Annotated in this window: 22 protein-coding genes and 3 tRNA genes; 18 read left to right on the top strand and 7 right to left on the bottom strand. The window is 52.7% G+C overall.

Annotated elements, in window-relative coordinates; all coding sequences use genetic code 11:
• Positions 1 to 32 precede the first annotated feature (32 nt).
• The gene (gene amyA, locus ABLV11_RS03685) at positions 33 to 1,520 is read right to left on the bottom strand and encodes an alpha-amylase (protein WP_004103463.1); all 1,488 of its coding nucleotides are present in this window, start codon (positions 1,518 to 1,520) and stop codon (positions 33 to 35) included.
• Positions 1,521 to 1,722: 202 nt separating this feature from the next.
• Here amyA and tcyJ point away from each other — a divergent pair, with 202 nt between their 5' ends.
• From tcyJ to sdiA, 5 genes are all read left to right on the top strand, one after another.
• Positions 1,723 to 2,523 carry a cystine ABC transporter substrate-binding protein gene (gene tcyJ, locus ABLV11_RS03680; RefSeq protein WP_017145622.1) on the top strand — a complete coding sequence of 267 codons (801 nt, stop codon included), beginning with the start codon at positions 1,723 to 1,725 and terminating at the stop codon, positions 2,521 to 2,523.
• A 95-nt stretch (positions 2,524 to 2,618) separates the two neighbouring features.
• Entirely contained in the window at positions 2,619 to 3,605 is a 987-nt protein-coding gene (gene dcyD / locus ABLV11_RS03675; protein WP_017145623.1) for a D-cysteine desulfhydrase, read from the top strand.
• A gap of 15 nt (positions 3,606 to 3,620) precedes the next feature.
• Positions 3,621 to 4,289, top strand: coding sequence for a cystine ABC transporter permease (tcyL, locus tag ABLV11_RS03670; RefSeq protein ID WP_004103458.1), 669 nt, complete (start codon positions 3,621 to 3,623; stop codon positions 4,287 to 4,289).
• Entirely contained in the window at positions 4,286 to 5,038 is a 753-nt protein-coding gene (tcyN, locus tag ABLV11_RS03665) for an L-cystine ABC transporter ATP-binding protein TcyN (RefSeq protein ID WP_004113836.1), read from the top strand. Before tcyL ends, tcyN begins: the two co-directional genes overlap by 4 nt.
• A 292-nt stretch (positions 5,039 to 5,330) precedes the next feature.
• Positions 5,331 to 6,053: a transcriptional regulator SdiA gene (gene sdiA / locus ABLV11_RS03660; protein ID WP_004113835.1), complete on the top strand. Its 723-nt coding sequence runs from the start codon at positions 5,331 to 5,333 to the stop codon at positions 6,051 to 6,053.
• A gap of 67 nt (positions 6,054 to 6,120) precedes the next feature.
• Here the strand turns inward: sdiA and ABLV11_RS03655 are convergent, their stop codons facing one another.
• Positions 6,121 to 6,345, bottom strand: a complete 225-nt coding sequence (locus tag ABLV11_RS03655) for a DUF2594 family protein (RefSeq protein WP_004103455.1) — start codon at positions 6,343 to 6,345, stop codon at positions 6,121 to 6,123.
• Between the two features lie 463 nt (positions 6,346 to 6,808).
• Here ABLV11_RS03655 and uvrY point away from each other — a divergent pair, with 463 nt between their 5' ends.
• The 8 genes from uvrY (at position 6,809) to ABLV11_RS03615 (ending at position 12,161) form a co-directional block, all read left to right on the top strand.
• Positions 6,809 to 7,465, top strand: a complete 657-nt coding sequence (gene uvrY / locus ABLV11_RS03650; protein WP_004122102.1) for a UvrY/SirA/GacA family response regulator transcription factor — start codon at positions 6,809 to 6,811, stop codon at positions 7,463 to 7,465.
• The gene (gene uvrC, locus ABLV11_RS03645; RefSeq protein WP_004113833.1) at positions 7,462 to 9,294 is read left to right on the top strand and encodes an excinuclease ABC subunit UvrC; all 1,833 of its coding nucleotides are present in this window, start codon (positions 7,462 to 7,464) and stop codon (positions 9,292 to 9,294) included. Before uvrY ends, uvrC begins: the two co-directional genes overlap by 4 nt.
• A gap of 57 nt (positions 9,295 to 9,351) precedes the next feature.
• A complete protein-coding gene (gene pgsA / locus ABLV11_RS03640; protein WP_004113831.1) occupies positions 9,352 to 9,900 on the top strand; it encodes a CDP-diacylglycerol--glycerol-3-phosphate 3-phosphatidyltransferase in 549 nt (182 codons plus the stop codon).
• 151 nt (positions 9,901 to 10,051) lie between these two features.
• A tRNA-Gly gene (locus ABLV11_RS03635) sits at positions 10,052 to 10,127 on the top strand.
• A gap of 38 nt (positions 10,128 to 10,165) precedes the next feature.
• Positions 10,166 to 10,239, top strand: a tRNA-Cys gene (locus tag ABLV11_RS03630).
• A gap of 13 nt (positions 10,240 to 10,252) precedes the next feature.
• A tRNA-Leu gene (locus tag ABLV11_RS03625) sits at positions 10,253 to 10,339 on the top strand.
• 199 nt (positions 10,340 to 10,538) lie between these two features.
• Positions 10,539 to 11,426, top strand: a complete 888-nt coding sequence (locus ABLV11_RS03620) for a dihydrodipicolinate synthase family protein (RefSeq protein ID WP_126489290.1) — start codon at positions 10,539 to 10,541, stop codon at positions 11,424 to 11,426.
• A 66-nt stretch (positions 11,427 to 11,492) separates the two neighbouring features.
• The gene (locus tag ABLV11_RS03615) at positions 11,493 to 12,161 is read left to right on the top strand and encodes a YecA family protein (protein WP_126489289.1); all 669 of its coding nucleotides are present in this window, start codon (positions 11,493 to 11,495) and stop codon (positions 12,159 to 12,161) included.
• A gap of 26 nt (positions 12,162 to 12,187) precedes the next feature.
• Here the strand turns inward: ABLV11_RS03615 and tyrP are convergent, their stop codons facing one another.
• The gene (gene tyrP / locus ABLV11_RS03610; RefSeq protein WP_126489288.1) at positions 12,188 to 13,399 is read right to left on the bottom strand and encodes a tyrosine transporter TyrP; all 1,212 of its coding nucleotides are present in this window, start codon (positions 13,397 to 13,399) and stop codon (positions 12,188 to 12,190) included.
• Between the two features lie 195 nt (positions 13,400 to 13,594).
• Between tyrP and ABLV11_RS03605 the strand changes: the two genes are divergently transcribed.
• A complete protein-coding gene (locus ABLV11_RS03605) occupies positions 13,595 to 13,834 on the top strand; it encodes a YecH family metal-binding protein (protein ID WP_126489287.1) in 240 nt (79 codons plus the stop codon).
• Between the two features lie 37 nt (positions 13,835 to 13,871).
• Here ABLV11_RS03605 and ftnA read toward each other — a convergent pair whose 3' ends face one another.
• Positions 13,872 to 14,369 carry a non-heme ferritin gene (gene ftnA, locus ABLV11_RS03600; RefSeq protein WP_004113821.1) on the bottom strand — a complete coding sequence of 166 codons (498 nt, stop codon included), beginning with the start codon at positions 14,367 to 14,369 and terminating at the stop codon, positions 13,872 to 13,874.
• Between the two features lie 420 nt (positions 14,370 to 14,789).
• Here ftnA and ABLV11_RS03595 point away from each other — a divergent pair, with 420 nt between their 5' ends.
• Positions 14,790 to 15,428 (top strand): RpiB/LacA/LacB family sugar-phosphate isomerase, encoded by a 639-nt coding sequence (locus ABLV11_RS03595; RefSeq protein WP_004103442.1) that lies wholly within the window; start codon positions 14,790 to 14,792, stop codon positions 15,426 to 15,428.
• A 49-nt stretch (positions 15,429 to 15,477) separates the two neighbouring features.
• Here ABLV11_RS03595 and ABLV11_RS03590 read toward each other — a convergent pair whose 3' ends face one another.
• Entirely contained in the window at positions 15,478 to 16,899 is a 1,422-nt protein-coding gene (locus tag ABLV11_RS03590; RefSeq protein WP_032728410.1) for an MFS transporter, read from the bottom strand.
• A gap of 208 nt (positions 16,900 to 17,107) precedes the next feature.
• On the opposite strand from ABLV11_RS03590, the gene azuC reads away from it, so the two are divergent.
• Positions 17,108 to 17,191 (top strand): stress response protein AzuC, encoded by an 84-nt coding sequence (azuC, locus tag ABLV11_RS03585; protein WP_014229869.1) that lies wholly within the window; start codon positions 17,108 to 17,110, stop codon positions 17,189 to 17,191.
• 79 nt (positions 17,192 to 17,270) lie between these two features.
• Positions 17,271 to 17,522, top strand: a complete 252-nt coding sequence (locus ABLV11_RS03580) for a DUF2766 family protein (protein ID WP_004103438.1) — start codon at positions 17,271 to 17,273, stop codon at positions 17,520 to 17,522.
• 46 nt (positions 17,523 to 17,568) lie between these two features.
• Here the strand turns inward: ABLV11_RS03580 and ABLV11_RS03575 are convergent, their stop codons facing one another.
• The gene (locus ABLV11_RS03575) at positions 17,569 to 19,080 is read right to left on the bottom strand and encodes an MFS transporter (RefSeq protein WP_024274409.1); all 1,512 of its coding nucleotides are present in this window, start codon (positions 19,078 to 19,080) and stop codon (positions 17,569 to 17,571) included.
• Between the two features lie 283 nt (positions 19,081 to 19,363).
• Positions 19,364 to 19,906, bottom strand: coding sequence for a non-heme ferritin-like protein (locus tag ABLV11_RS03570; RefSeq protein ID WP_023321233.1), 543 nt, complete (start codon positions 19,904 to 19,906; stop codon positions 19,364 to 19,366).
• Positions 19,907 to 20,454: 548 nt separating this feature from the next.
• Here ABLV11_RS03570 and ABLV11_RS03565 point away from each other — a divergent pair.
• The gene (locus ABLV11_RS03565) at positions 20,455 to 21,012 is read left to right on the top strand and encodes a DJ-1/PfpI family protein (protein WP_126489286.1); all 558 of its coding nucleotides are present in this window, start codon (positions 20,455 to 20,457) and stop codon (positions 21,010 to 21,012) included.
• Positions 21,013 to 21,169 lie beyond the last annotated feature (157 nt).

Here is a 21,169-nt window from a genome sequence, read left to right as displayed (position 1 = left end):
TGCGGGCTGAATCCTTCTCAGCCCGCGAAGTTTTATAGTGCTTCCTCAATCACCCACACGCTTACGCTGCCGCCACTACAGGTGAAAGTCCCGTTTCCTTCATCGTCGGTTTCAATAACCTCATCGCGGTTGCCGAGAAAATCTCGCCAGCGTTTATTGCGGTAATTTTCGCCCAGAGGGAGCGTTTTTTCCCCATCGTCGCCGTTGGAGAGTACGACCACGCAGCCCGGATCATCCTCGGTGCCGCTCCGGCTGAAGGCAATACAGTTCGGATGATCGAACCAGAGCGTTTGTACACCGTGGGCAAAACGCTGGCGGGCGTCGATCAGTTCGTGTAGTTGTTCGATTACCGGCATCTCAATAGCGTAGCTCTCGCCATCGCCACCGGTATCTTCATAGCTGGCGCCGAAGAGATCGGCATAAAAGACCGAGGGAACGCCGTTTTCACGCAGCAGAATCAGCGCATACGCCAGCGGCTTGAACCAGGCCTCAACCGGCGCCTCGAGCGCCTGCAGCGGCTGAGTATCATGGTTGGTCACCAGGGTGACGGCGTGGAACGGGTCGGCTTCAACCAGCGTGCCGCTAAAAATCTGGCTCATGTCGTAATCGCGACCCTGCCGCGAAGCTTCATGAAATTTCATCTGCAGAGGGGCGTCGAACAGCATCGTCTTGCCGTCAACCATGGCGATATACTGCTGAAGCTTATCAACTTCGTGCGACCAGTATTCCGCGACGATAAACAGCGGTTTTGTCGCCACCTCCTGGACGTGTTCGATCCACTCTTTATAAAACCAGGCGGGGATATGTTTAACCGCATCAAGGCGGAAGCCATCGCACCCGGTCTGCTCCATTACCCAGCGCGCCCAGTATTTAATCTCCTCGGTAACCGCCCGATTGCGAAAATCGATATTTTCGCCCATCAGATAGTCGAAGTTGCCCATTTCATCATCGACCTGATCGTTCCATCCGTCGCCGGTGTAGTCATTGACGAGTTTAAACACGCCATCTTCATCAGGATTCTCTATATGATCGATCCCGCTGAAGCACTTATAGTCCCAGATGAATTCAGAGTATTTACCGGCGCGGGCGGGGAAGGTGTAACGCGTCCAGGCCTCGCACTCAATAATCTCATCAGAGATTTGCGTACGATCGTTTTGATCAACGCGCTGAATGCGTACCGGCTCTTTTTCATCGGCCCCCATTTTGTGGTTAACCACAACGTCAAGCAGCACGGCGATATCGTGCTGGCGCAGCGCGGAGATTGCGGCGAGGAGCTGGTCTTTATCGCCATATTTGGTGGCGACTGAACCTTTTTGGTCAAACTCGCCGAGGTCAAACAGGTCGTAGCAATCATAGCCGACAGAGTAGCCGCCGGAGGCGCCCTTGTAGGCAGGAGGCAACCAAACCATGTTGATGCCGATTTCGTTAAGGTTTGGCGCGAGGGCTTCGACTTCACGCCATAATTCGCCGCCGGTTGGGTAGTACCAGTGAAAGCACTGCAGTAACGTGGGGTTTTTCATCTTCCTTGCTCCAGACGTCATCAAGCTGACCATTGCAGTATGAGAGATATCCAGCAAAACGGAGATGTTTTCGATACGTTTTCGCTATGCCCTAAACGGCACCATATATAATAATTCGGAATAAGATGTAGCATATCGATGTTGGTGACTGAGGCTAAACGCCTTACACTGCTGCAAAATATCACTCTGTTAGGGGTATCTAATGAAATTAGCACTTCTGGGTCGTCAGGCGCTGATGGGCGCAATGGCCGTCGTTTTAATGGCTGGCGTCAGCGCAAAAACCTTTGCGGCTGAAAACCTGCTTAATCAGGTCAAAGAGCGTGGCACTCTACGCGTGGGTCTGGAAGGGACTTACCCGCCGTTCAGCTATCAGGGAGATGACGGTAAGCTGACCGGTTTCGAGGTGGATTTTGCCAACGAACTGGCGAAACATCTGGGCGTAAAGGCTGACCTTAAACCCACCAAGTGGGACGGCATGCTGGCTTCGCTGGATTCTAAACGTATCGATGTCGTGATAAACCAGGTCACCATTTCCGATCAACGTAAGAAAAAATATGATTTCTCGACGCCCTATACTGTTTCAGGGATTCAGGCGCTGGTGAAAAAAGGGAACGAGGGCGTGATTAAAACCGCCGCTGACCTGAAAGGTAAGAAAGTCGGCGTGGGTCTGGGCACCAACTATGAAGAGTGGCTGCGTCAGAACGTCCAGGGCGTCGACATTCGTACTTATGATGATGACCCGACGAAATATCAGGATCTGCGCGTGGGCCGTATCGACGCCATCCTGGTTGACCGCCTGGCGGCGCTGGATCTGGTGAAGAAAACCGGCAATACCCTTGCCGTCACTGGTGAAGCCTTCTCCCGCCAGGAATCCGGCGTCGCGCTGCGTAAAGGTAACGAAGACCTGCTGAAAGCGGTTGATGGCGCCATTGCAGAGATGCAAAAAGATGGCAGCCTGAAGGCGCTATCGGAAAAATGGTTTGGCGCTGACGTCACGAAGTAACGGTCGGCGGTGAAAAAAGGCGCTCCTGATAGCGCCTTTTTTTATTTCGCGCCTCACAGCGTGCATAATTAAGGATAATTCAGTCAGGAGGTTTTATGTCACTGCAAAATTTAACCCTTTTCCCGCGTCTGGAGCTGATCGGCGCGCCGACGCCGCTTGAATATCTGCCGCGCCTTTCCGATTACCTCGGTCGTGAAATCTTCATCAAGCGTGATGACGTCACCCCGCTTGCAATGGGCGGTAATAAGCTGCGCAAGCTTGAGTTTCTCGCGGCTGATGCGCTACGGGAAGGTGCGGATACGCTGATTACCGCCGGAGCCATCCAGTCAAACCATGTCCGTCAGACTGCAGCGGTGGCGGCAAAGCTTGGCCTGCACTGCGTGGCGCTGCTGGAAAACCCAATGGGTACCCGGGCTGAGAACTATCTGACTAACGGTAACCGATTGCTGCTTGATCTGTTCAATACCCAGGTCGAAATGTGCGACGCGCTGACCGATCCTGATGCTCAGCTGGAAGAGCTGGCGACCCGCATTGAAGCTCAGGGCTATCGTCCCTACGTGATTCCGGTGGGCGGTTCGAACGCGCTGGGCGCGCTGGGCTATGTGGAGAGCGCGCTGGAAATTGCCCAGCAGTGCGAAGGGGCGGTTGAGCTTTCCTCCGTGGTCGTCGCATCCGGCAGCGCCGGTACGCATGCCGGTCTTGCGGTGGGACTTGAACAGCTGATGCCAAATGTCGAGCTTATCGGCGTAACGGTGTCGCGCAAAGTAGCCGATCAGCTGCCAAAAGTCGCCGCGCTGCAGCAGGCGGTGGCAAATAGCCTGGAGCTGGAAGCAAAGGCCGGTATCCAGCTATGGGATGATTACTTTGCGCCGGGTTACGGGATACCGAACGACGAAGGAATGGCGGCGGTCAAGCTGCTGGCGCAGCTGGAAGGTATCCTGCTGGATCCGGTCTATACCGGAAAGGCAATGGCCGGACTGATTGACGGTATCAGCCAGAAGCGTTTTAAGGATGAAGGCCCAATCCTGTTTGTTCATACCGGCGGCGCGCCTGCGCTGTTCGCCTATCATCCTCATATCTGATGCAGAACACATAGAATGCAAGAGAGTATCCAACTGGTTATCGATTCCGCGCCTTTTCTACTGAAGGGCGCGGTATTTACGCTACAGCTCAGCATCGGCGGCATGTTTTTTGGCCTGGTGCTGGGGTTTATTCTGGCGCTGATGCGCATGTCACCCGTCTGGCCGATTAAATGGCTGGCGCGGATGTATATCTCCATCTTTCGCGGAACGCCGCTGATTGCGCAGCTGTTTATGATCTATTACGGCTTGCCGCAGTTCGGTATTGAGTTGGATCCTATTCCCGCAGCGATGATTGGCCTGTCTTTAAACACCGCGGCCTACGCGGCAGAAACGCTGCGCGCGGCGATTGCCTCCATTGATAAAGGACAGTGGGAGGCGGCGGCGAGTATTGGTATGACGCGCTGGCAGGCGATGCGCCGCGCGATTCTTCCGCAGGCCGCGCGGGTGGCGCTGCCGCCGCTTTCCAACAGCTTTATCAGCCTGGTCAAAGATACTTCTTTGGCCGCGACTATCCAGGTGCCGGAGCTGTTCCGCCAGGCTCAGCTAATCACCTCGCGCACGCTGGAAGTTTTCACTATGTACCTGGCTGCTTCGCTGATTTACTGGGTAATGGCGACGGTGCTTTCCACGCTGCAAAACTATTTTGAAAATCAGCTGAACCGCCAGGAGCGTGATCCAAAATGAGTGCGATTGAAGTAAAAAACCTGGTGAAAAAATTCCATGGCCAAACGGTGCTTCACGGTATCGACCTTGAGGTTCAACAGGGCGAAGTGGTGGCGATTATCGGACCCAGTGGTTCAGGGAAAACCACGCTGCTGCGCAGTATTAATCTGCTGGAACAGCCGGAAAACGGTACCATTCGCGTCGGCGACGTGACCATCGATACCGCGCGCAGCCTCGGTCAGCAAAAAGCGGACATCCGCCGTCTGCGTCAGCATGTGGGCTTCGTGTTTCAGAACTTTAATCTTTTTCCCCACCGTACGGTGATGGAGAACATCATTGAAGGGCCGGTGATCGTCAAAGGGGAGGATAAAAATGAATCCATCGCCCGGGCGCGTGAGCTGCTGGCCAAGGTGGGGCTTACCGGTAAAGAAAACAGCTACCCGCGTCGTTTGTCCGGCGGGCAGCAGCAGCGCGTGGCAATTGCTCGCGCGCTGGCGATGCGCCCCGATGTCATCCTGTTTGATGAACCAACCTCGGCATTGGATCCCGAGCTGGTGGGGGAGGTGCTGAACACCATACGTCAGCTGGCGCAGGAGAAGCGTACGATGGTTATCGTTACCCATGAGATGAGCTTTGCCCGCGACGTAGCGGACCGCGCTATTTTTATGGATCAAGGGCGTATCGTTGAACAGGGAGACGCGAAATCTCTTTTTGCCAATCCTCAGCAGGCGCGTACCCGCCAGTTCCTCGAAAAATTTCTGATGCAATAATCTCAGTGCCCAGCCCGCTTCCGCTAAGGCTGAGGGGAGCGGCCTGCTAAACGACGCTTAACCGAGTTTCGGTAAAAGTTAAAAGTCCAGCCTCAGGACATAATCAACGCCGATATATCTGTCAAGGTTTTGTGCCACAACTGCGGGCATACTTTTCACGCATCAGGCGCTGTTGCCAGTCGCCATCTAATAAATGCGATGGCTACCATATTTTATACATATAAGCAGGATTTATGTGTTAGTTTTATGTATTTATAATAATGATTATCACTCAGGAGTTATTTGGTCAGTTATGAGGGACAATGATTTTTTCAGCTGGCGGCGGGAAATGCTGCAACAATTTCAGTCAGCTTCTGCAGGCGAAGGAGTTTTTCATCTACTTCAGCAGCAGGCACAAGCGCTGGAATATGACTACTTCGCGCTCTGCGTACGGCATCCCGTGCCTTTCACTCGCCCCAGGGTAACCCTGCAATCGACCTATCCTCCGGCCTGGATGTCGCATTATCAAGCCGAGAATTATTTCGCGATTGACCCGGTACTGCGCAAGGAGAATTTCCTTCGCGGGCATCTACCCTGGAACGATAAGCTATTCCACGACACCCCTGAATTATGGGACGGTGCGCGCGATCATGGCTTACGCAAGGGGGTAACGCAGTGCCTGACGCTGCCTAACCATGCACACGGATTCTTATCCGTCTCAGGAACCAGCCACAGCCAGGGGCCCTTTGAGGAAGATGAACTGGAGATGCGCTTAAGAACCCTGACCGAACTGAGTCTGCTGACGCTCTTGCGGCTGGAGGACGAAATGGTTATGCCGCCGGAAATGAAATTTAGTCGACGTGAACTGGAGATTTTGAAATGGACAGCGGAAGGCAAAACCTCGGCTGAGGTCGCAATGATTCTGTCTATCTCAGAAAATACCGTCAATTTTCATCAGAAGAATATGCAGCGAAAATTCAATGCGCCAAACAAAACGCAAATTGCCTGCTACGCGGTAGCGACGGGATTAATTTGATCTTATAGGTTGTTCTGCGTGCCAGACGTAAGACCGGCTGTTAGTAATACCTTCAGCCGGTGAATCATTACTGACGATATGCCTGCTTAATTTGCTTAACGGTGCTGGAGAATACGGCAGCCTGAGCCACATCTTCCATCTGCGCAATTTGCTTTTCCATTTTAATAATCACTCGGCCTGCATCCGCCTGACCCATGGCCTGCAGCATCAGCGTCATCATCGCTTTCAGGCACGAAACTTCCTGTGCCAGTTCTTGATTATTTTCCGCAGTGGAAAAATCTGGTGTGCTCATCGATATCCTCGTTTGCTTTCTGCGCAAATGCGCATGTCTAAAAGTGAAGGCGGCGCAGTATACCACAAGCAAAGGAAAAAAAAGGAGTGCTTGGTTTTCGTTCTCTCATTTGAATGGTGAATGTTTTAATTGGCTGAATAATACGTAATCATGAGATGTAAGCAGCTTAATTTTTTCCATGACGCCGTTTCACTGTTAATATTTGTTACATATTCAGGCGCGTATTTCTCATCTACGCAGAGTGTTGTGTTTTTACGTAATCTGTGTGATGAATGTTAAAAAACAACCGTTTCGCAACTCTATGTTAAGTATGGCTTTCCAGCAGGTGTGCAGGCAGATTTCCATAATTGCCTAAGAAATCTTTTCCAGGACATTTTTTGACTTTTAAAGTTACGCTAAAACCCGGTAATATGTAGGAGATAAGCTATCAGTGGCGTTATCCCTAATTCTGGAGAATATTCCTTTGATCAACGTCCTTCTTGTTGATGACCACGAACTAGTGCGCGCAGGGATACGACGCATTCTGGAAGATATAAAAGGGATTAAAGTTGCCGGCGAGGCCTGCTGCGGTGAGGATGCCGTGAAATGGTGCCGCGCAAATCCCGTTGATGTAGTCCTGATGGATATGAACATGCCGGGAATCGGCGGCCTTGAGGCTACGCGAAAAATTGCCCGTTCCGTTGCTGATGCCAAAGTGATTATGCTGACCGTGCATACGGAAAATCCGCTGCCGGCGAAAGTCATGCAGGCCGGCGCCGCTGGCTACCTCAGTAAAGGCGCTGCGCCGCAGGAGGTAGTCAATGCGATTCGCTGCGTGGCTTCGGGTCAGCGTTATATCGCATCCGATATCGCTCAGCAGATGGCGCTCAGCCAGATTGAACCGGAAAAGGCCGAATCGCCGTTTGCCAGTTTGTCTGAGCGAGAATTGCAGATTATGCTAATGATTACTAAAGGTCAGAAGGTCAACGAGATCTCAGAGCAGTTAAATCTGAGTCCCAAGACCGTGAACAGCTACCGCTATCGCATGTTCAGTAAATTGAACATTCACGGCGATGTGGAGCTGACGCACCTGGCAATTCGCCATGGCCTGTGCAATGCGGAGTCGTTAGCAAGTCAGTGAGTGATGTTTTTGATGCAAAAGCTTTCCTGAAAACCGTAACCAGCCAGCCGGGCGTCTATCGTATGTATGATGCTGGCGGTACTGTTATCTATGTAGGCAAAGCAAAAGATCTGAAAAAGCGGCTTAGCAGCTATTTTCGCAGCAACCTGGCTTCGCGTAAAACCGAAGCGCTGGTGGCGCTTATTGCCCAGATTGACGTTACCGTGACCCACACCGAAACGGAAGCGCTGCTGCTTGAGCATAACTATATTAAGCTTTATCAGCCGCGCTACAACGTGCTGCTGCGCGATGATAAATCCTACCCCTTTATTTTTCTTAGCGGCGATACGCATCCCCGCCTGGCGACGCATCGTGGAGCCAAGCATGCGAAAGGCGAATATTTCGGTCCGTTCCCCAACGGCTACGCCGTTCGCGAGACGTTAGCGCTGCTGCAAAAGATCTTTCCTGTCCGCCAGTGCGAAAACAGCGTTTATCGCAACCGCTCGCGGCCGTGCCTGCAGTACCAAATTGGCCGTTGTCTCGGGCCATGCGTTGCCGGGCTGGTGAGTGAGGAAGAGTATGCCCAGCAGGTCGACTACGTACGCCTGTTCCTGGCGGGTAAAGACGATCAGGTACTGACTCAGCTGATTGCCCGCATGGAAAAAGCCAGCCAGGCGCTGGAGTTTGAAGAGGCTGCGCGGATCCGCGACCAGATTCAAGCCGTCCGTCGGGTAACGGAGAAGCAGTTCGTCTCCAATACCGGGGACGATCTCGATGTTATCGGCGTGTCGTTTGATGCCGGAATGGCATGCGTCCACGTGCTGTTTATACGCCAGGGGAAAGTCCTTGGCAGCCGCAGCTATTTCCCCAAAGTGCCGAATGGTACCGAACTGGGTGAAGTGGTGGAAACGTTTGTCGGGCAGTTCTATTTACAGGGCAGCCAGATGCGGACGCTGCCGAGCGAGATCCTGCTGGATTTCAACCTCGGCGACAAAACCCTGCTGGCAGATTCGCTCTCAGAACTGGCCGGACGCCGGGTTAACGTACAGACCAAACCTCGCGGCGATCGCGCCCGCTATCTGAAACTGGCGCGGACTAACGCCGCGACGGCGCTGACCACCAGGCTTTCTCAGCATTCAACGATAACTCAGCGCCTGCAGGCGCTCGCGACGCTACTCAAACTCCCCGCCGTTAATCGGATGGAATGTTTTGATATCAGCCATACGATGGGCGAACAGACCGTCGCGTCGTGCGTGGTTTTCGATAGCAACGGACCGCTGCGTGCGGAATATCGCCGCTACAATATCACTGGCATCACGCCCGGGGACGATTATGCGGCGATGAATCAGGTACTTCGTCGTCGCTACGGCAAGGCAATAGAAGAGAGTAAGATCCCCGATGTCATCTTGATCGACGGCGGTAAAGGCCAGCTTGGCCAGGCGAAAACGGTCTTTGCCGAGCTGGACGTGCCGTGGGATAAAAGTCATCCGCTGTTATTAGGCGTGGCAAAAGGCAGCGATCGCAAAGCGGGCCTGGAGACGTTGTTTTTCGAACCGGAAGGCGAGGGCTTTAGCCTGCCGCCGGATTCCCCCGCGCTGCATGTCATACAGCATATTCGCGACGAGTCGCACGATCACGCCATTACCGGCCACCGTAAAAAACGGGCAAAAGTAAAAAGCACCAGCACGCTGGAAACCATCGAAGGGGTGGGGCCAAAACGCCGACAGATGCTGCTGAAATATATGGGTGGTCTGCAGGGACTGCAGAAGGCCAGCGTCGAAGAGATTGCGAAAGTACCGGGTATATCTCACGGTCTGGCAGAAAAGATCTTCTACTCGTTGAAACATTAGGGACTCTGTAGCAACATAGGGCTAATTTTTACTTACAACAGATAGTTACCCGTTACCATGCAATTTAATATCCCTACGTTGCTTACTCTGTTTCGCGTCATTCTTATTCCATTCTTTGTACTGGCGTTTTATCTCCCGTTTAGCTGGGCTCCTTTTGCCTGCGCGCTGATTTTCTTCATCGCGGCGGTGACCGACTGGTTTGATGGCTACCTGGCGCGTCGCTGGAATCAGAGCACTCGTTTCGGCGCTTTCCTCGATCCGGTTGCGGACAAAGTCATGGTGGCGATTGCGATGGTGCTGGTGGCCGAGCATTATCATACCTGGTGGGTAACGTTACCGGCCGCTACGATGATCGCGCGCGAAATCATCATCTCCGCGCTGCGCGAGTGGATGGCTGAACTGGGTAAGCGCAGCAGCGTAGCGGTATCATGGATTGGTAAAGTAAAAACCACGGCCCAGATGGCGGCGCTGGTGTGGATGCTGTGGCGGCCAAATATCTGGGTTGAATGGGCGGGGATCGGGCTATTCCTCGTGGCGGCGGTGCTGACGCTGTGGTCGATGCTGCAATATCTGAACGCCGCGCGCGGGGATTTGCTTGATCAGTGATCGTTTCGGCGCAATTTTCAGCAAACAACACAAGGTTTTGAAAAATATCGTTGACTCATTGCGCCAGGTAAGTAGAATGCATCGCATCGAACGGCAGCACAGTCTGGCAGACGATAACAAAATCAACTAATTAGCAAATTAGCTTGATGATGCGGGAATAGCTCAGTTGGTAGAGCACGACCTTGCCAAGGTCGGGGTCGCGAGTTCGAGTCTCGTTTCCCGCTCCAGTTTAAGACATCGGCAGTTGCGGGTGTTAAAGCATTAAGGCGCGTTAGCAAAGCGGTTATGTAGCGGATTGCAAATCCGTCTAGTCCGGTTCGACTCCGGAACGCGCCTCCAATTTCTATCCCGAGCCCGGATGGTGGAATCGGTAGACACAAGGGATTTAAAATCCCTCGGCGTTCGCGCTGTGCGGGTTCAAGTCCCGCTCCGGGTACCATTGGGATAAAGCAGAATAATCAAAGCAATAAGCAGTGTCGTGAAACCACCTACGGGTGGTTTTTTTGTTTTTGTCCCTTACGAAAAACCGCTTCAGCGCTACCTCTCGATCGTCGGGTACATTTTGTCATAGGACAAAATACTTTTCTGTTGCTATTATCTGCCAGCACTCAATCATTATCTCAATAAGTGGGGATGAAATGTTCACTGGCCTCTGCGCTTTTCCTCTGACTCCGTTACATCCACATGGCGTTGATGAAACGGCATTTGCCCGAATTGTCACTCGTCTCGTCGAATCTGGGGTCGATTCCCTCGGCGTACTTGGCTCCACCGGAAGCTATGCCTGGCTTAGCCGTGAGCAGAGAATGCAGGTGGTGCGCCAGGCAAAATCGCATGCCGGACCCATTCCATTGATGGTCGGCATAGGGGCGCTGGGGACCGATCAGGTTCTCCGTCTGGCTGAAGACGCGCAGATGGCAGGCGCCGGCGCGCTGCTTCTGCCAGTAATGGCTTATCAACCCCTGACAGACGAGGAGATTTTGACTTTTTACCAGACCGTCACCCAACAGGTCTCCGTCCCCGTCTGCGTTTACGACAATCCCGTTACCACGCATGTGACGACTTCGGATGAACTTAAAGGCGCGATCGCCGCGTTACCCGGGATCGCCTCAATTAAAATCCCCGGCCCCGCGAAAAATGAAACCGTCCGCCGGATTCAGAGCCTGCGGCGCCAGCTACCGGCAGGGGTGAGTATTGGCATTAGCGGGGACGCCTGCGCGGCCGATGGCCTGAATGCCGGCTGCGAAGTCTGGTACTCGGTGTGCGGCGGCCTTTTCCCGCAGGTCGCCAAAGAGATAACCGCGGCGGCAGCGCGAGGGGACGCTGAGCTGGCGACGGCAATCAGCGCCAGGCTCGCGCCGCTGTGGATGTTATTCAGTAAATATGGTGGCAGCCTGCGAGTGACCGCCGCAGCGGCAAGTATACTCGGGCTGTGCGGGGAGGATTGCTTACCGCGACCGCTGCTCCCGCTTTCGTCGGATGCCTTTAGCGAAATTGCGGAAACACTTCGCACGCTGAAGCTCCTGTAGCCGGGTAGTTTTCTTTCGCTATTTCCGCTACTGTAAGCGCCATTTTTTACGACGATGAGCCTGTTTATGAAAACTGGACCCCTGAACGAAAGCGAAGTGGAATGGCTGGATGATATCCTGTCGAAATACGCGGTAGAAGGCACCATCATGGATGTTGCTGAACTGGATGGCCTACTGACGGCCATACTCTCCGGGCCGACCGAGATTGAGCCCGCGCAGTGGCTGATTGCTATCTGGGGCGGAGCGGATAATGTGCCGCGCTGGGCCAACGATCGCGAGCGAGACCGTTTCGTCAACCTGACGCTGCAGCATATGAGCGATATTGCCGAGCGTTTAAACGACTATCCCGATCAGTTCGAACCGATGTTCGGCAGCCGGGAAGAGGAGGGGCAGGAGCTCACCATTGTTGAGGAGTGGTGCTTTGGCTATATGCGCGGCGTGGGATTAAGCGACTGGTCAGGTCTGCCTGCCGAGCTGCAGGCAGAGCTGGACGCCATCGCTCTGCACGGTACCGAAGAGCGCTTCGAGGCGCTGGATGAACTATCCGCGGAAGAGTTTATCGCCAGCGTTGAGCGAATTCGTCCTGCGGCCCTGGCGCTTTACAACTACTGGACTGAGCACGCTCAGCCCGCACAAGTTCAGCAGCCCATCAGGAATGAGAGCAAGGTTGGGCGCAACGATCCTTGCCCGTGCGGCAGCGGTAAGAAATATAAGCAGTGCTGTTTAACGAAATAACATCAGGGGCCGAATTGGCCCCTTTTTTATCCCACCGCCGGCAGTAATCCTGCGACTATCGCAAACTGAATCACTACGATAGCGATCCCGCAGAGCAGGACAAGCCACAGCGCCGCTGAACCGCCTGCGACCCGCCACGGGGCATCAGGGTGCTGTTGGCGGCTCTTCATTACCAGCAGCGAAGGCAGCATGAGCGCGAGCACGGCAAGCGCAACGCCCGCATAGCCTAACGCCATCACGAAGCCACGCGGATAAAATAGCGCGAAGGCCAGCGGAGGCAAAAAGGTAATCAGACCGCTCTGTAGCCGTCCACCGGCGCTGTTCTGGCGTTGAAACAGATCGGCCAGATAGTCGAACAACCCAAGCGCCACGCCGAGAAATGATGTCGCCAGCGCCAGGTCGGCGAACAGATGGACCGCCAGCTCAACGTGCGACGATGCCACCACTTCACGGATGGCCTCCAGCAGGCCATTGAGCCCGGCATTCTGCGCCAGCAGCGCGGTAAACGTAGGAGAGTCAATGCTGCCCAGCGTCGCCAGCTGCCAGAAAATATAGGCGACCAGAGGAATAAAGCTTCCGATGATAAATACCCGGCGCAGCTTGCGAATATCGCCGCCCAGGTAGCTCACAATACTGGGTATGCTGCCGTGAAAACCAAAGGAAGTAAAAATCACCGGAATGGCCGACAGCGCCAGCCCCTGCTGTAGCGGCAGAGTCAGCAGGTTTATCTGGTGAATGTGCGGCAGCAGAAGCGCGAGCATGATGGCGAGGAAAATAATCTTTGCGCTGAATAAAAAGCGATTAAAAAGATCGACCAGCGAAGTCCCGATGCAGACGACCGTCCCACCGATAGCGGTAAAGATCAGAACGCCTGCCGCAGGAGGCAGCGTCCAGTCCAGCCACTGATTGAGGCTTGAGGCCAGCAGTTCGCCGGCGCCGCTGATATAGGCTGCCGTGAGCGCGTAAAGCAGAAACAGCATGCAAAAGCCGGTTGCCCATTGCCCGTATCGGCCCAGATAGCGTGCCGCCAGCGAACCCAGACCCATGTCGGCCGGCACGTGCTGATAGACTTCCAGCAGCAGCAAAGCGGTATAACACATTAGCGCCCAAAGCGTTATCAGCAAAGCTAACGTTACGCCGAAACCTACGCCCGCCGATGCCAACGGCATGGCTAACATCCCTGCGCCGATGGTGGTGCCGGCGACGATTAAAATACTACCCAGAGTGCGGTTCTTCACGCTTTTCACTATCCATTACGGCATTCACAATTCATTATGCCGCGCAGAGTATGTGAAATCAGTCGCTTCGTCAAATGAGGGTTACAGGCTTTGTAATGAGAACTTTACAGTAGCAGAGGGTTTGCTTCAAAGCTGCGCTGGCGCAAGAATTCGCCGCCCGGGCTGGTATATTCTGCGGGCTTTACGGGAGAGAATATGCAATCGATTCATGGTCACGAAGTGCTGCAAATGATGATCGCCTCAGGCGAAACTTACACCGTGGCGACGCTTGAAGCGGCCATCGTCGCGCGTTTCGGTAAAGAAGCCCGATTCCACACCTGCTCGGCGGAAAATCTGAGTGCGGCGGAACTGGTGGCGTTTTTGCAGAAAAAAGGCAAGTTTATTCCCGCTGAAGAAGGGTTTAATACGCACGAAAGTAAAATTTGCCGCCATTAATACGGCAGCGGGCGCTGGAGCCTCGCTGCCGGCCTAATTAATTTTGCGTGTCGAGCGTTGCCAGCTCTTTATCAATAAAGTACAGACCTTCGCCGCTTTTACCTGCGAGGGTTAATTTATCAATAACCGATTTAAACAGCTTCTCTTCTTCGTGCTGTTCAGCAACGTACCACTGCAGGAAATTAAACGTCGGATAATCCTGACTGGTCATTGCCGCATGTGCCAGTTCATTAATTTTTTGCGTAATTAACTGTTCATGTTCGTAGGTCGCACGGAATAGCTCGTCAAGAGAGGCATACTCGGCAAACGGCGACGCGATAGCCGTGATGCAGGGCAGACTACCGGTATCGGTCAGGTAGTCGAACAGGCGCTGCATATGAGTCATCTCTTCCTGCGCGTGGCGACGAAGAAACGCCGCCGCGCCTTCAAAGCTGTGGTAACTACACCAGGCGCTCATTTGCTGATAAAGCAGAGAGGAATAAAGTTCAAGATTCATCTGCGCATTAAGCTTATCGATCATTTCAGTTTTTAGCATCTGGCTGCTCCGGGAAAAAAAGAAATAAGTTTTAGTGCGCACACTATAATTTGTTATTAATTTATTTGCAAAAAGTAAATTAATAAATTCATTTATTAATAATGCAAATGGGAATAACACGCATTGGCACTTATAAAATAATGAGAATGGTTTTAATTCCTTATTTCGTTCACTTCGCCGTTGGGCCAAATTTCGCCGTGTTAATCCGATCCCCCGCACACAGACCTGGCCTGAGATGACGCGACTTGCCTCAGGATGAGACGGCGTCCTGGCAGGACGGAAGGCAAAAGTGTGAGGCGAGATGCAATTTATAAAACAACTTTTCATAAAATTTGAAAGTATGTTCGTAAGGTAGTATTGTCATAGCAACGCTAACGAACTATCGCGGGAAAACCCGCACAGCATTCAGGAGAGTAAAGCATGAAAATCGCACTGATGATGGAAAACAGCCAGGCGAACAAAAACGCCATCATCCTCAATGAATTAAACGCCGTTGCTGACGAGAAGGGCTTCCCGGTTTACAACGTCGGGATGAGCGATGAAAACGACCATCACCTGACCTATATCCATCTGGGCATTATGGCCAGCATCCTGCTGAATTCGAAGGCGGTCGACTTTGTGGTTACCGGCTGCGGCACTGGTCAGGGCGCGCTAATGTCGTTAAATATTCATCCGGGCGTCGTTTGTGGCTACTGCATCGACCCTGCGGACGCCTTCCTGTTTGCGCAGATCAATAACGGTAACGCGCTGTCTCTGCCGTTTGCGAAAGGATTTGGCTGGGGTGCAGAGCTGAACGTACGCTTTATCTTTGAAAAAGCCTTCACCGGCCGCAAAGGCGAAGGCTATCCGCCGGAGCGTAAAGAGCCTCAGGTGCGTAACGCCGGCATCCTGAACGCGGTCAAAGCCGCGGTGGTTAAGGAAAACTATCTGGATACGCTGCGTGCGATCGATCCGGAGCTGGTGAAAACTGCCGTTTCCGGCCCTCGCTTCCAGCAGTGTTTCTTTGAGAACTGCCAGGATAAAGAGATCGAAGCGTTCGTTCGCCAGATCATCGGTTAATCGATTAACACATCCTATGCAAGGCCAGCGCTGCTGGCCTTTTCTTTATCTATTTCTTTTTGTTCGATACGCTGCTACCCGCATCTTTTGTCAGATGCAGAGTATCAATCATGCCGACCAGGCAAATCAGCGCAATAAAGATAAACGACAGGCGGAAGCTGATGCCGGGAAGGTGAGAAAGCGTAAGCCATTCACTGAACTCTTCCCCAATACGAATACCTATCGCTCCAAGCGTTATCCCAAGTCCAACGGCCAGCTGGGATGCGGTGCTGAACAGCGTATTGGCATAGCTCATTTGTCCGGAAGGAACATCGGCAAAAGCGAGGGTGCTGATGCCGGTAAATTGAATCGATCGGAAGACCCCGCCGAGATAGAGAATTACAAAGATGAGCCAAACCGGCGTATGCGGGGTTAAAAAAGCGCAGGCCAGCAGCGATAATACGTTTAATGCGCCATTGATCAGCAGCAGACGGCGAAAACCCAGCCAGCGAATCAGCGGCGTTGTAAGGGGCTTGATGGTGAAGTTGCCGACGAACACCGCCAGCACCAGCAGCCCCGAGTGGAAGGGATCCATGCCGAAGCCGACCTGGAAAAGCAGCGGCAGCAGAAACGGAACGGCGCTGATGGAGGAGCGGAACAGCGAACCGCCGTACATGGTGACCCTGAAGGTGGGGATCTCCAGCGCATCAAGGCGCACCATCGGCCATTCAGCGCGGCGGAAGTGCCGTAACGAGAAAAGCATGCAGCCCAGGCCTGACACCAGCAGCGCCAGGGTCTGCCAGCCCAGAGGCTGACGATCGCCGAGAAGCTCCATGGCGGCAACCAGGCTAACCATCGCCACCGAGGTCGCAAGAAAACCGGAAAGATCGAACGGGCGGCGCTCTTCTTCCCGAATATCCGGGATGATGCGCAGCGCCAGGGCAATCGCCACAAGCCCGAGCGGCACGTTAATAAAGAAGATCCAGTGCCAGCTGGCGTAGCTGGTGATAAATCCGCCCAACGGTGGGCCAATAATAGGCGCCACCAGCGCCGGCCAGGTCAGAGTGGCAATCGCTTTAATCAGCTGATGCTTCGGTGTGGTGCGCAACACCGCCAGGCGGCCCACGGGCACCATCAGCGCGCCGCCAATTCCCTGAAGAATACGCATGGCGACAAACACATCGACATTGGTCGACAACCCGCAAAACACCGAGGCGAGGGTAAAAATCGCCAGCGCCAGGCTAAAGATTTTCCGCGCGCCGAAGCGATCGGCGATCCAGCCGCTGGCGGGTATCAGCACCGCAAGGGTAATAAGGTAGGCGCTAATTCCAATGTTGAGATCCACTGCCGTTACGCCGAAGTCTTTCGCCATGTCGGGCAGGGCGGTGGCGATGACTGTGCCGTCGAGGAACTCCATAAAAAACGCGCCAGCCACCAGCAGAGCAGGTGCTGAAAAAGAGCGGTCGTCCCTGGAAGAGATGTTTGTACTCATCGTTGTATCGCTGCCATTGCTAAGCGATCCCGGATTCACCTGGAGCCCGCAGCTCTTAACTATCCGAAATAACTCACTTTTGTTGAATGTTTAAATTTATTTTGTAAATAAAACGTGATTTATCGCACATTGAGATTGATTTTTGTGATGCAGGTCATATTATAGCTGTGTAGATATTAACACCTGCATAACAAAAATGGAGCCAACCATGAAACTGCGCAAAATTCTGAAGAGCATGTTCGAAAACTACTGCAAAACCTTTAAAGACGTACCGCCTGGCGCTATGTTCTGATAAAAAAACCTGCTGCGGCAGGTTTTTTTATATCCGAGGAATTAGGGTACTATTACGCTCCTGAAAAAAGGAGTGAAAAATGTCTCAACATCTTACCGAACACGACGAACTGGTCTCTGACGTTGTTGCCTGCCAGTTAGTTATCAAGCAGATCCTCGACGTCATCGATATCATCGCCCCTGTCGAGGTGCGCGAAAAAATGACTACCCAGCTGAAAGCCATCGATTTTGCCAGCCACCCGGCCTCGGCTGACCCGGTGACGCTGCGGGCGGTACAAAAAGCCATCGCGCTGATTGAGCTGAAATTCACCCCGCAGGAAGAAGCGCACTAGCGGCGTGAGCCCCGCCATCAACGCGATAGCGGGGCGTTATTGCTGATTAATGGGACACGGCGGTTTGAATGACGTTCTCCTGCGCATTCTTGAACAGTTTGCTGTTGCCCCAGCACTCTTCATAACGATGGCCAACTAAATCTTCCACGATAAGGCGAACGTCCGGCGCGATGTCGGCAATTTTGCCTCCCGCTTTAATGCGCGCGACTTCCTGTAGCACCACCAGGTGCGCCTTGCGATCGAGCTTCATCTGTTTACTGAACACGATGGCTGCCAGCGCCAGTAAAATCACCCCTGCACAGAATACCACCGCAATCGCGGTGACCGCACTTTCCGGCTGCGTATGCGCCTTTGACTGGAACCCGTAGAAGCTGAGGATAGCTCCCATTGTAAAGACGATAATCGAGCGCAAAATTTTACCTGAGAAGGTCATGGCGCCTGCATAGATCCCCTCGCGACGGCGGCCGGTGTAAATTTCATCGACATCAGCCAAAAAGGTGTAAACGGTCCAGGGAATGTAGTAGACGCCGCCGGTGCCGAGACCGAACAGCACCGTGATGCCAAACATCAGGATGGTGGCCAGGCTTGAAGGCAGGTGGAAGAACCACAGCGAGGTGTAGAGCAGCACGGCAAAGATGACCACGCTCAGCGCCAGAATATACGGCTTACTGAAGCCTTTCTTCACGCACAGGCCGATAAACAGGGCCGTTGATACCAGCTGCAGAATTGAGTTCAGGCTGTTGAGCCCGGCCACCATGGCCGGATCGTGTTGCAGCACGAAGATGACGAAGTAAGTGAAGATCGACGCAAACAGCCATTCGGCGCCGAAACCGCAGAGATACATACCAAGGTGTTTACGGAATACGCGCAGATAAAAGGTTGAGCGCATATCTTTGGCCAGCATAAGCAGCGTATTGAGTAGCCCCTTTTTCTCCCCCGAGCTTTTTTCCTCTTCGCGCGGTCGTTCCCAGCTGCAGTACCACAAACAGGAGATGGCCACGATAAGAATGACACCGTAGGTCAGTCCGGTAAGGAAAAACGGGGTGGCGGATTCTTTGCCATAAAGCAGGATGAACTGCCCGGGGATAAATGCCGCGAGGAAGTTAGCCAGTTTGCCGAATATCGCTTTATAACCGGTGAGTTTCGAACGCAGTGAGAAATCATCAGTCATTTCGGTCGCCAATGTTTCATAGGGGACCATAATCGAGGTATAAATGATTTCAAAGACGACGTAGGTGCACAGGTAGTACCAGAAACCGAGACCTTCTACCCACAGCAGCGGGTAGAACATCATTAGCGGAATGCCTATCAATAAAAAGAAGCGACGGCGGCCAAAGCGTTTACCGAGCCGGGTTTTGCCAAAGTTATCGGTGAGGTAGCCCATCAGCGGGTTACTAATCGCGTCGATAATGCTGGCGACGGAGAAAATAAAGGAGGCTTCGATCAGCGTCAGCCCACAGAAGGTTGTATAAAAATAGAGCAGCCAGGCACCGCTGATCGCCAGTGCGCCGCTTCCCAGCAAATTTCCGCCGCCGTAGGCTAACTGATGGCGTAACAAAATCGGTCTTCCCTGCAGCCCGTTTGAGGCTGAAGCCGTATATCTTGCCATTAAAATAAACTCCGTGTTTTAAATTTTTGAAACGCTGTTTTTATATTATCAACCCAGAGTTTTAAACGTGATCCAGATCACCAATACCCTGCTAATTCCTCCGGCTGAGCGGGAATGAGATCTGGTTAAAAGTTTTTAATGCCTTTCAGGAATAAAAACGGCGCCGAAGCGCCGAAAAAGATTGGTTCGCTGAGGGGCGATGAGGGCATTAAAGGCAGAAACACGCCTCTTTTTACGCTTTATCGCGCGCTCCGGTATTTGCCGACATGACGCTGGCGTACTGTTGGCTGACCAGTTCAAGCAGGTGACGATCGGTTTGCTGTTCGCTGGTCCCGGCCTGGTCCGCGCAGCGGACTTCATCCAGAATGGTCTCCAGCAGCATGCCATCCAGCTGCTGTTCTTTCGCCAGCAGCGCGAGGAAGCGTAGGGTTGATTCGTCGCTTTGCGCCTTCGCCTCTGCCGTCAGGCCGGAAAGCATGCTGCTGCGCTGTTGATAATCAGCAACGGTTTTGCTAAACAGGTCTTCAAGAGAGGCGCATTCCGCGCTGCAGGCTTCGTCTGCTTTAACTACGGGCCAGGCGCCGGAACTTTTCATAAAATCAAAGACCCGCATCATCTGCGTTATGCTGGATTGCGCTCGATTACGCAGAAAAGTGGCGGTACCGTTCAACCGCTGCTGAATACACCACTCGCTTAACTGCAGATACAAGTTGGAAGTATGGAACTCAAGATTCAATTGGTTATTCAGCTTTTGCACCATTCCTGGAACGACCATAACAATATCCTTATTTACTGTGCGGGAAGCGCCTGCGTCATATCCAGACGCGATTGTGACCAAGGGAGTTTGCGAAATTAAAACCAACAGATGAAAAGCTCAGAATAATTTTATTCAGAACTTAAGCCCGAACCATGGAATTAAATTTCTTGTCTCAACGAAGATAGAATAGCGCTACATCTGAATTAAGAAAACTCTCAATGGTGGTTATTTACATTATGTTACAACATCTGGATTTAACTTTATACAGGCTGGAAATGTAATAGTAATCGCTTACTGTAGTACATTGCTATTTATATTAACTTTATGATTTAACACCTCTTTTATTGGCTTCCTGATTAAAAAGTAGTATCTCTAATATTTTTTATTGAAATCGTGTTTTAAAAATAACGATTCAAAATTCCTTTTTGTGATATCGTGCGTCATCAAAGCGAAGGCTGCACTGGTTCATCTTTTCGCCTGGGTAACTGAAAAGATGATGATAATTTAAAAAAAGATGTTTTTTTGTAAAAGGCTTATGACTACCACGCTAACGAAAGGAGACTGAAATGAAAAAAGTTGCGGTGCTGCTGGCGTCGGGTTTTGAAGAGGGAGAGGCGATTGTGGTGGTTGATATCCTCCGCCGTCTGCATCTGGATGTGGAGCTTCTCTCCTGCGCCGAATCGCGCGCGGTGGTGAGCTACCACGATATCCCAATGGTTGCGGATAGCACTTTAGCCGAACGCGCAGGGATGCTGTACGACGCGGTGGTTCTGCCCGGCGGTCCGCAGGGAAGCGTCAACCTCGCCGCCAGCCAGGACGTCGTAGCGTTTATTACGGCCCACGATAAAGCAGGAATGCTGATCTGTCCGATCTGTTCGGCAGCCGCAAGGGTTCTCGGCGGCAATGGGCTGCTCAGGGGGCGACGCTACGTCTGTTCGGGGGAGTTATGGCAGAACGTGGCGGACGGGGAGTATGTTGATCAACCCGTAGTGGAAGACGGTAATTTGATCAGCGGTAAAGGGTTAGGCCATGTTTTTGATTTTTCTTTTACCGTTGCCGCTCGTTTATTGGGGGATGAGGTGCCGGTACGCAAGCATGCGGAGCATATTTATTGCCGCTGGTAATATCGACAAGGATAACTCTGCTGATGATATAGAGAATATTGCTACAGCCCGCGCTAATTGTCTGACAATTAGCGTTTTTTTTATGTCTTTTTCCGCTGTTTTTATGTACGCAATTACTGTAATTCCGCGATGTGATTGCGCTCTCGTATGGAGAAAT

This window comes from Klebsiella sp. GW_Kp181 (assembly GCF_040062315.1).
Taxonomy (GTDB): Bacteria; Pseudomonadota; Gammaproteobacteria; order Enterobacterales; family Enterobacteriaceae; genus Klebsiella; species Klebsiella oxytoca.
The sequence above is the reverse complement of the archived record's forward strand: the minus strand, read 5'-3'. Positions and strand labels throughout refer to the sequence as shown.

Excerpts from the sequence above, each read along its gene's own strand:
- tcyN (WP_004113836.1), top strand. The coding sequence starts at position 4,286 with ATGAGTGCGATTGAAGTAAAAAACCTGGTGAAAAAATTCCATGGCCAA.
- ftnA (WP_004113821.1), bottom strand. The coding sequence starts at position 14,369 with ATGCTAAAAACTGAAATGATCGATAAGCTTAATGCGCAGATGAATCTT.
- ABLV11_RS03655 (WP_004103455.1), bottom strand. The coding sequence starts at position 6,345 with ATGAGCACACCAGATTTTTCCACTGCGGAAAATAATCAAGAACTGGCA.
- ABLV11_RS03605 (WP_126489287.1), top strand. The coding sequence starts at position 13,595 with ATGCAATCGATTCATGGTCACGAAGTGCTGCAAATGATGATCGCCTCA.
- ABLV11_RS03570 (WP_023321233.1), bottom strand. The coding sequence starts at position 19,906 with ATGGTCGTTCCAGGAATGGTGCAAAAGCTGAATAACCAATTGAATCTT.
- tcyL (WP_004103458.1), top strand. The coding sequence starts at position 3,621 with ATGCAAGAGAGTATCCAACTGGTTATCGATTCCGCGCCTTTTCTACTG.
- ABLV11_RS03620 (WP_126489290.1), top strand. The coding sequence starts at position 10,539 with ATGTTCACTGGCCTCTGCGCTTTTCCTCTGACTCCGTTACATCCACAT.
- ABLV11_RS03580 (WP_004103438.1), top strand. The coding sequence starts at position 17,271 with ATGTCTCAACATCTTACCGAACACGACGAACTGGTCTCTGACGTTGTT.
- ABLV11_RS03565 (WP_126489286.1), top strand. The coding sequence starts at position 20,455 with ATGAAAAAAGTTGCGGTGCTGCTGGCGTCGGGTTTTGAAGAGGGAGAG.
- ABLV11_RS03615 (WP_126489289.1), top strand. The coding sequence starts at position 11,493 with ATGAAAACTGGACCCCTGAACGAAAGCGAAGTGGAATGGCTGGATGAT.
- sdiA (WP_004113835.1), top strand. The coding sequence starts at position 5,331 with ATGAGGGACAATGATTTTTTCAGCTGGCGGCGGGAAATGCTGCAACAA.
- ABLV11_RS03595 (WP_004103442.1), top strand. The coding sequence starts at position 14,790 with ATGAAAATCGCACTGATGATGGAAAACAGCCAGGCGAACAAAAACGCC.
- azuC (WP_014229869.1), top strand. The coding sequence starts at position 17,108 with ATGAAACTGCGCAAAATTCTGAAGAGCATGTTCGAAAACTACTGCAAA.
- tcyJ (WP_017145622.1), top strand. The coding sequence starts at position 1,723 with ATGAAATTAGCACTTCTGGGTCGTCAGGCGCTGATGGGCGCAATGGCC.
- amyA (WP_004103463.1), bottom strand. The coding sequence starts at position 1,520 with ATGAAAAACCCCACGTTACTGCAGTGCTTTCACTGGTACTACCCAACC.
- dcyD (WP_017145623.1), top strand. The coding sequence starts at position 2,619 with ATGTCACTGCAAAATTTAACCCTTTTCCCGCGTCTGGAGCTGATCGGC.
- ABLV11_RS03590 (WP_032728410.1), bottom strand. The coding sequence starts at position 16,899 with ATGAGTACAAACATCTCTTCCAGGGACGACCGCTCTTTTTCAGCACCT.
- pgsA (WP_004113831.1), top strand. The coding sequence starts at position 9,352 with ATGCAATTTAATATCCCTACGTTGCTTACTCTGTTTCGCGTCATTCTT.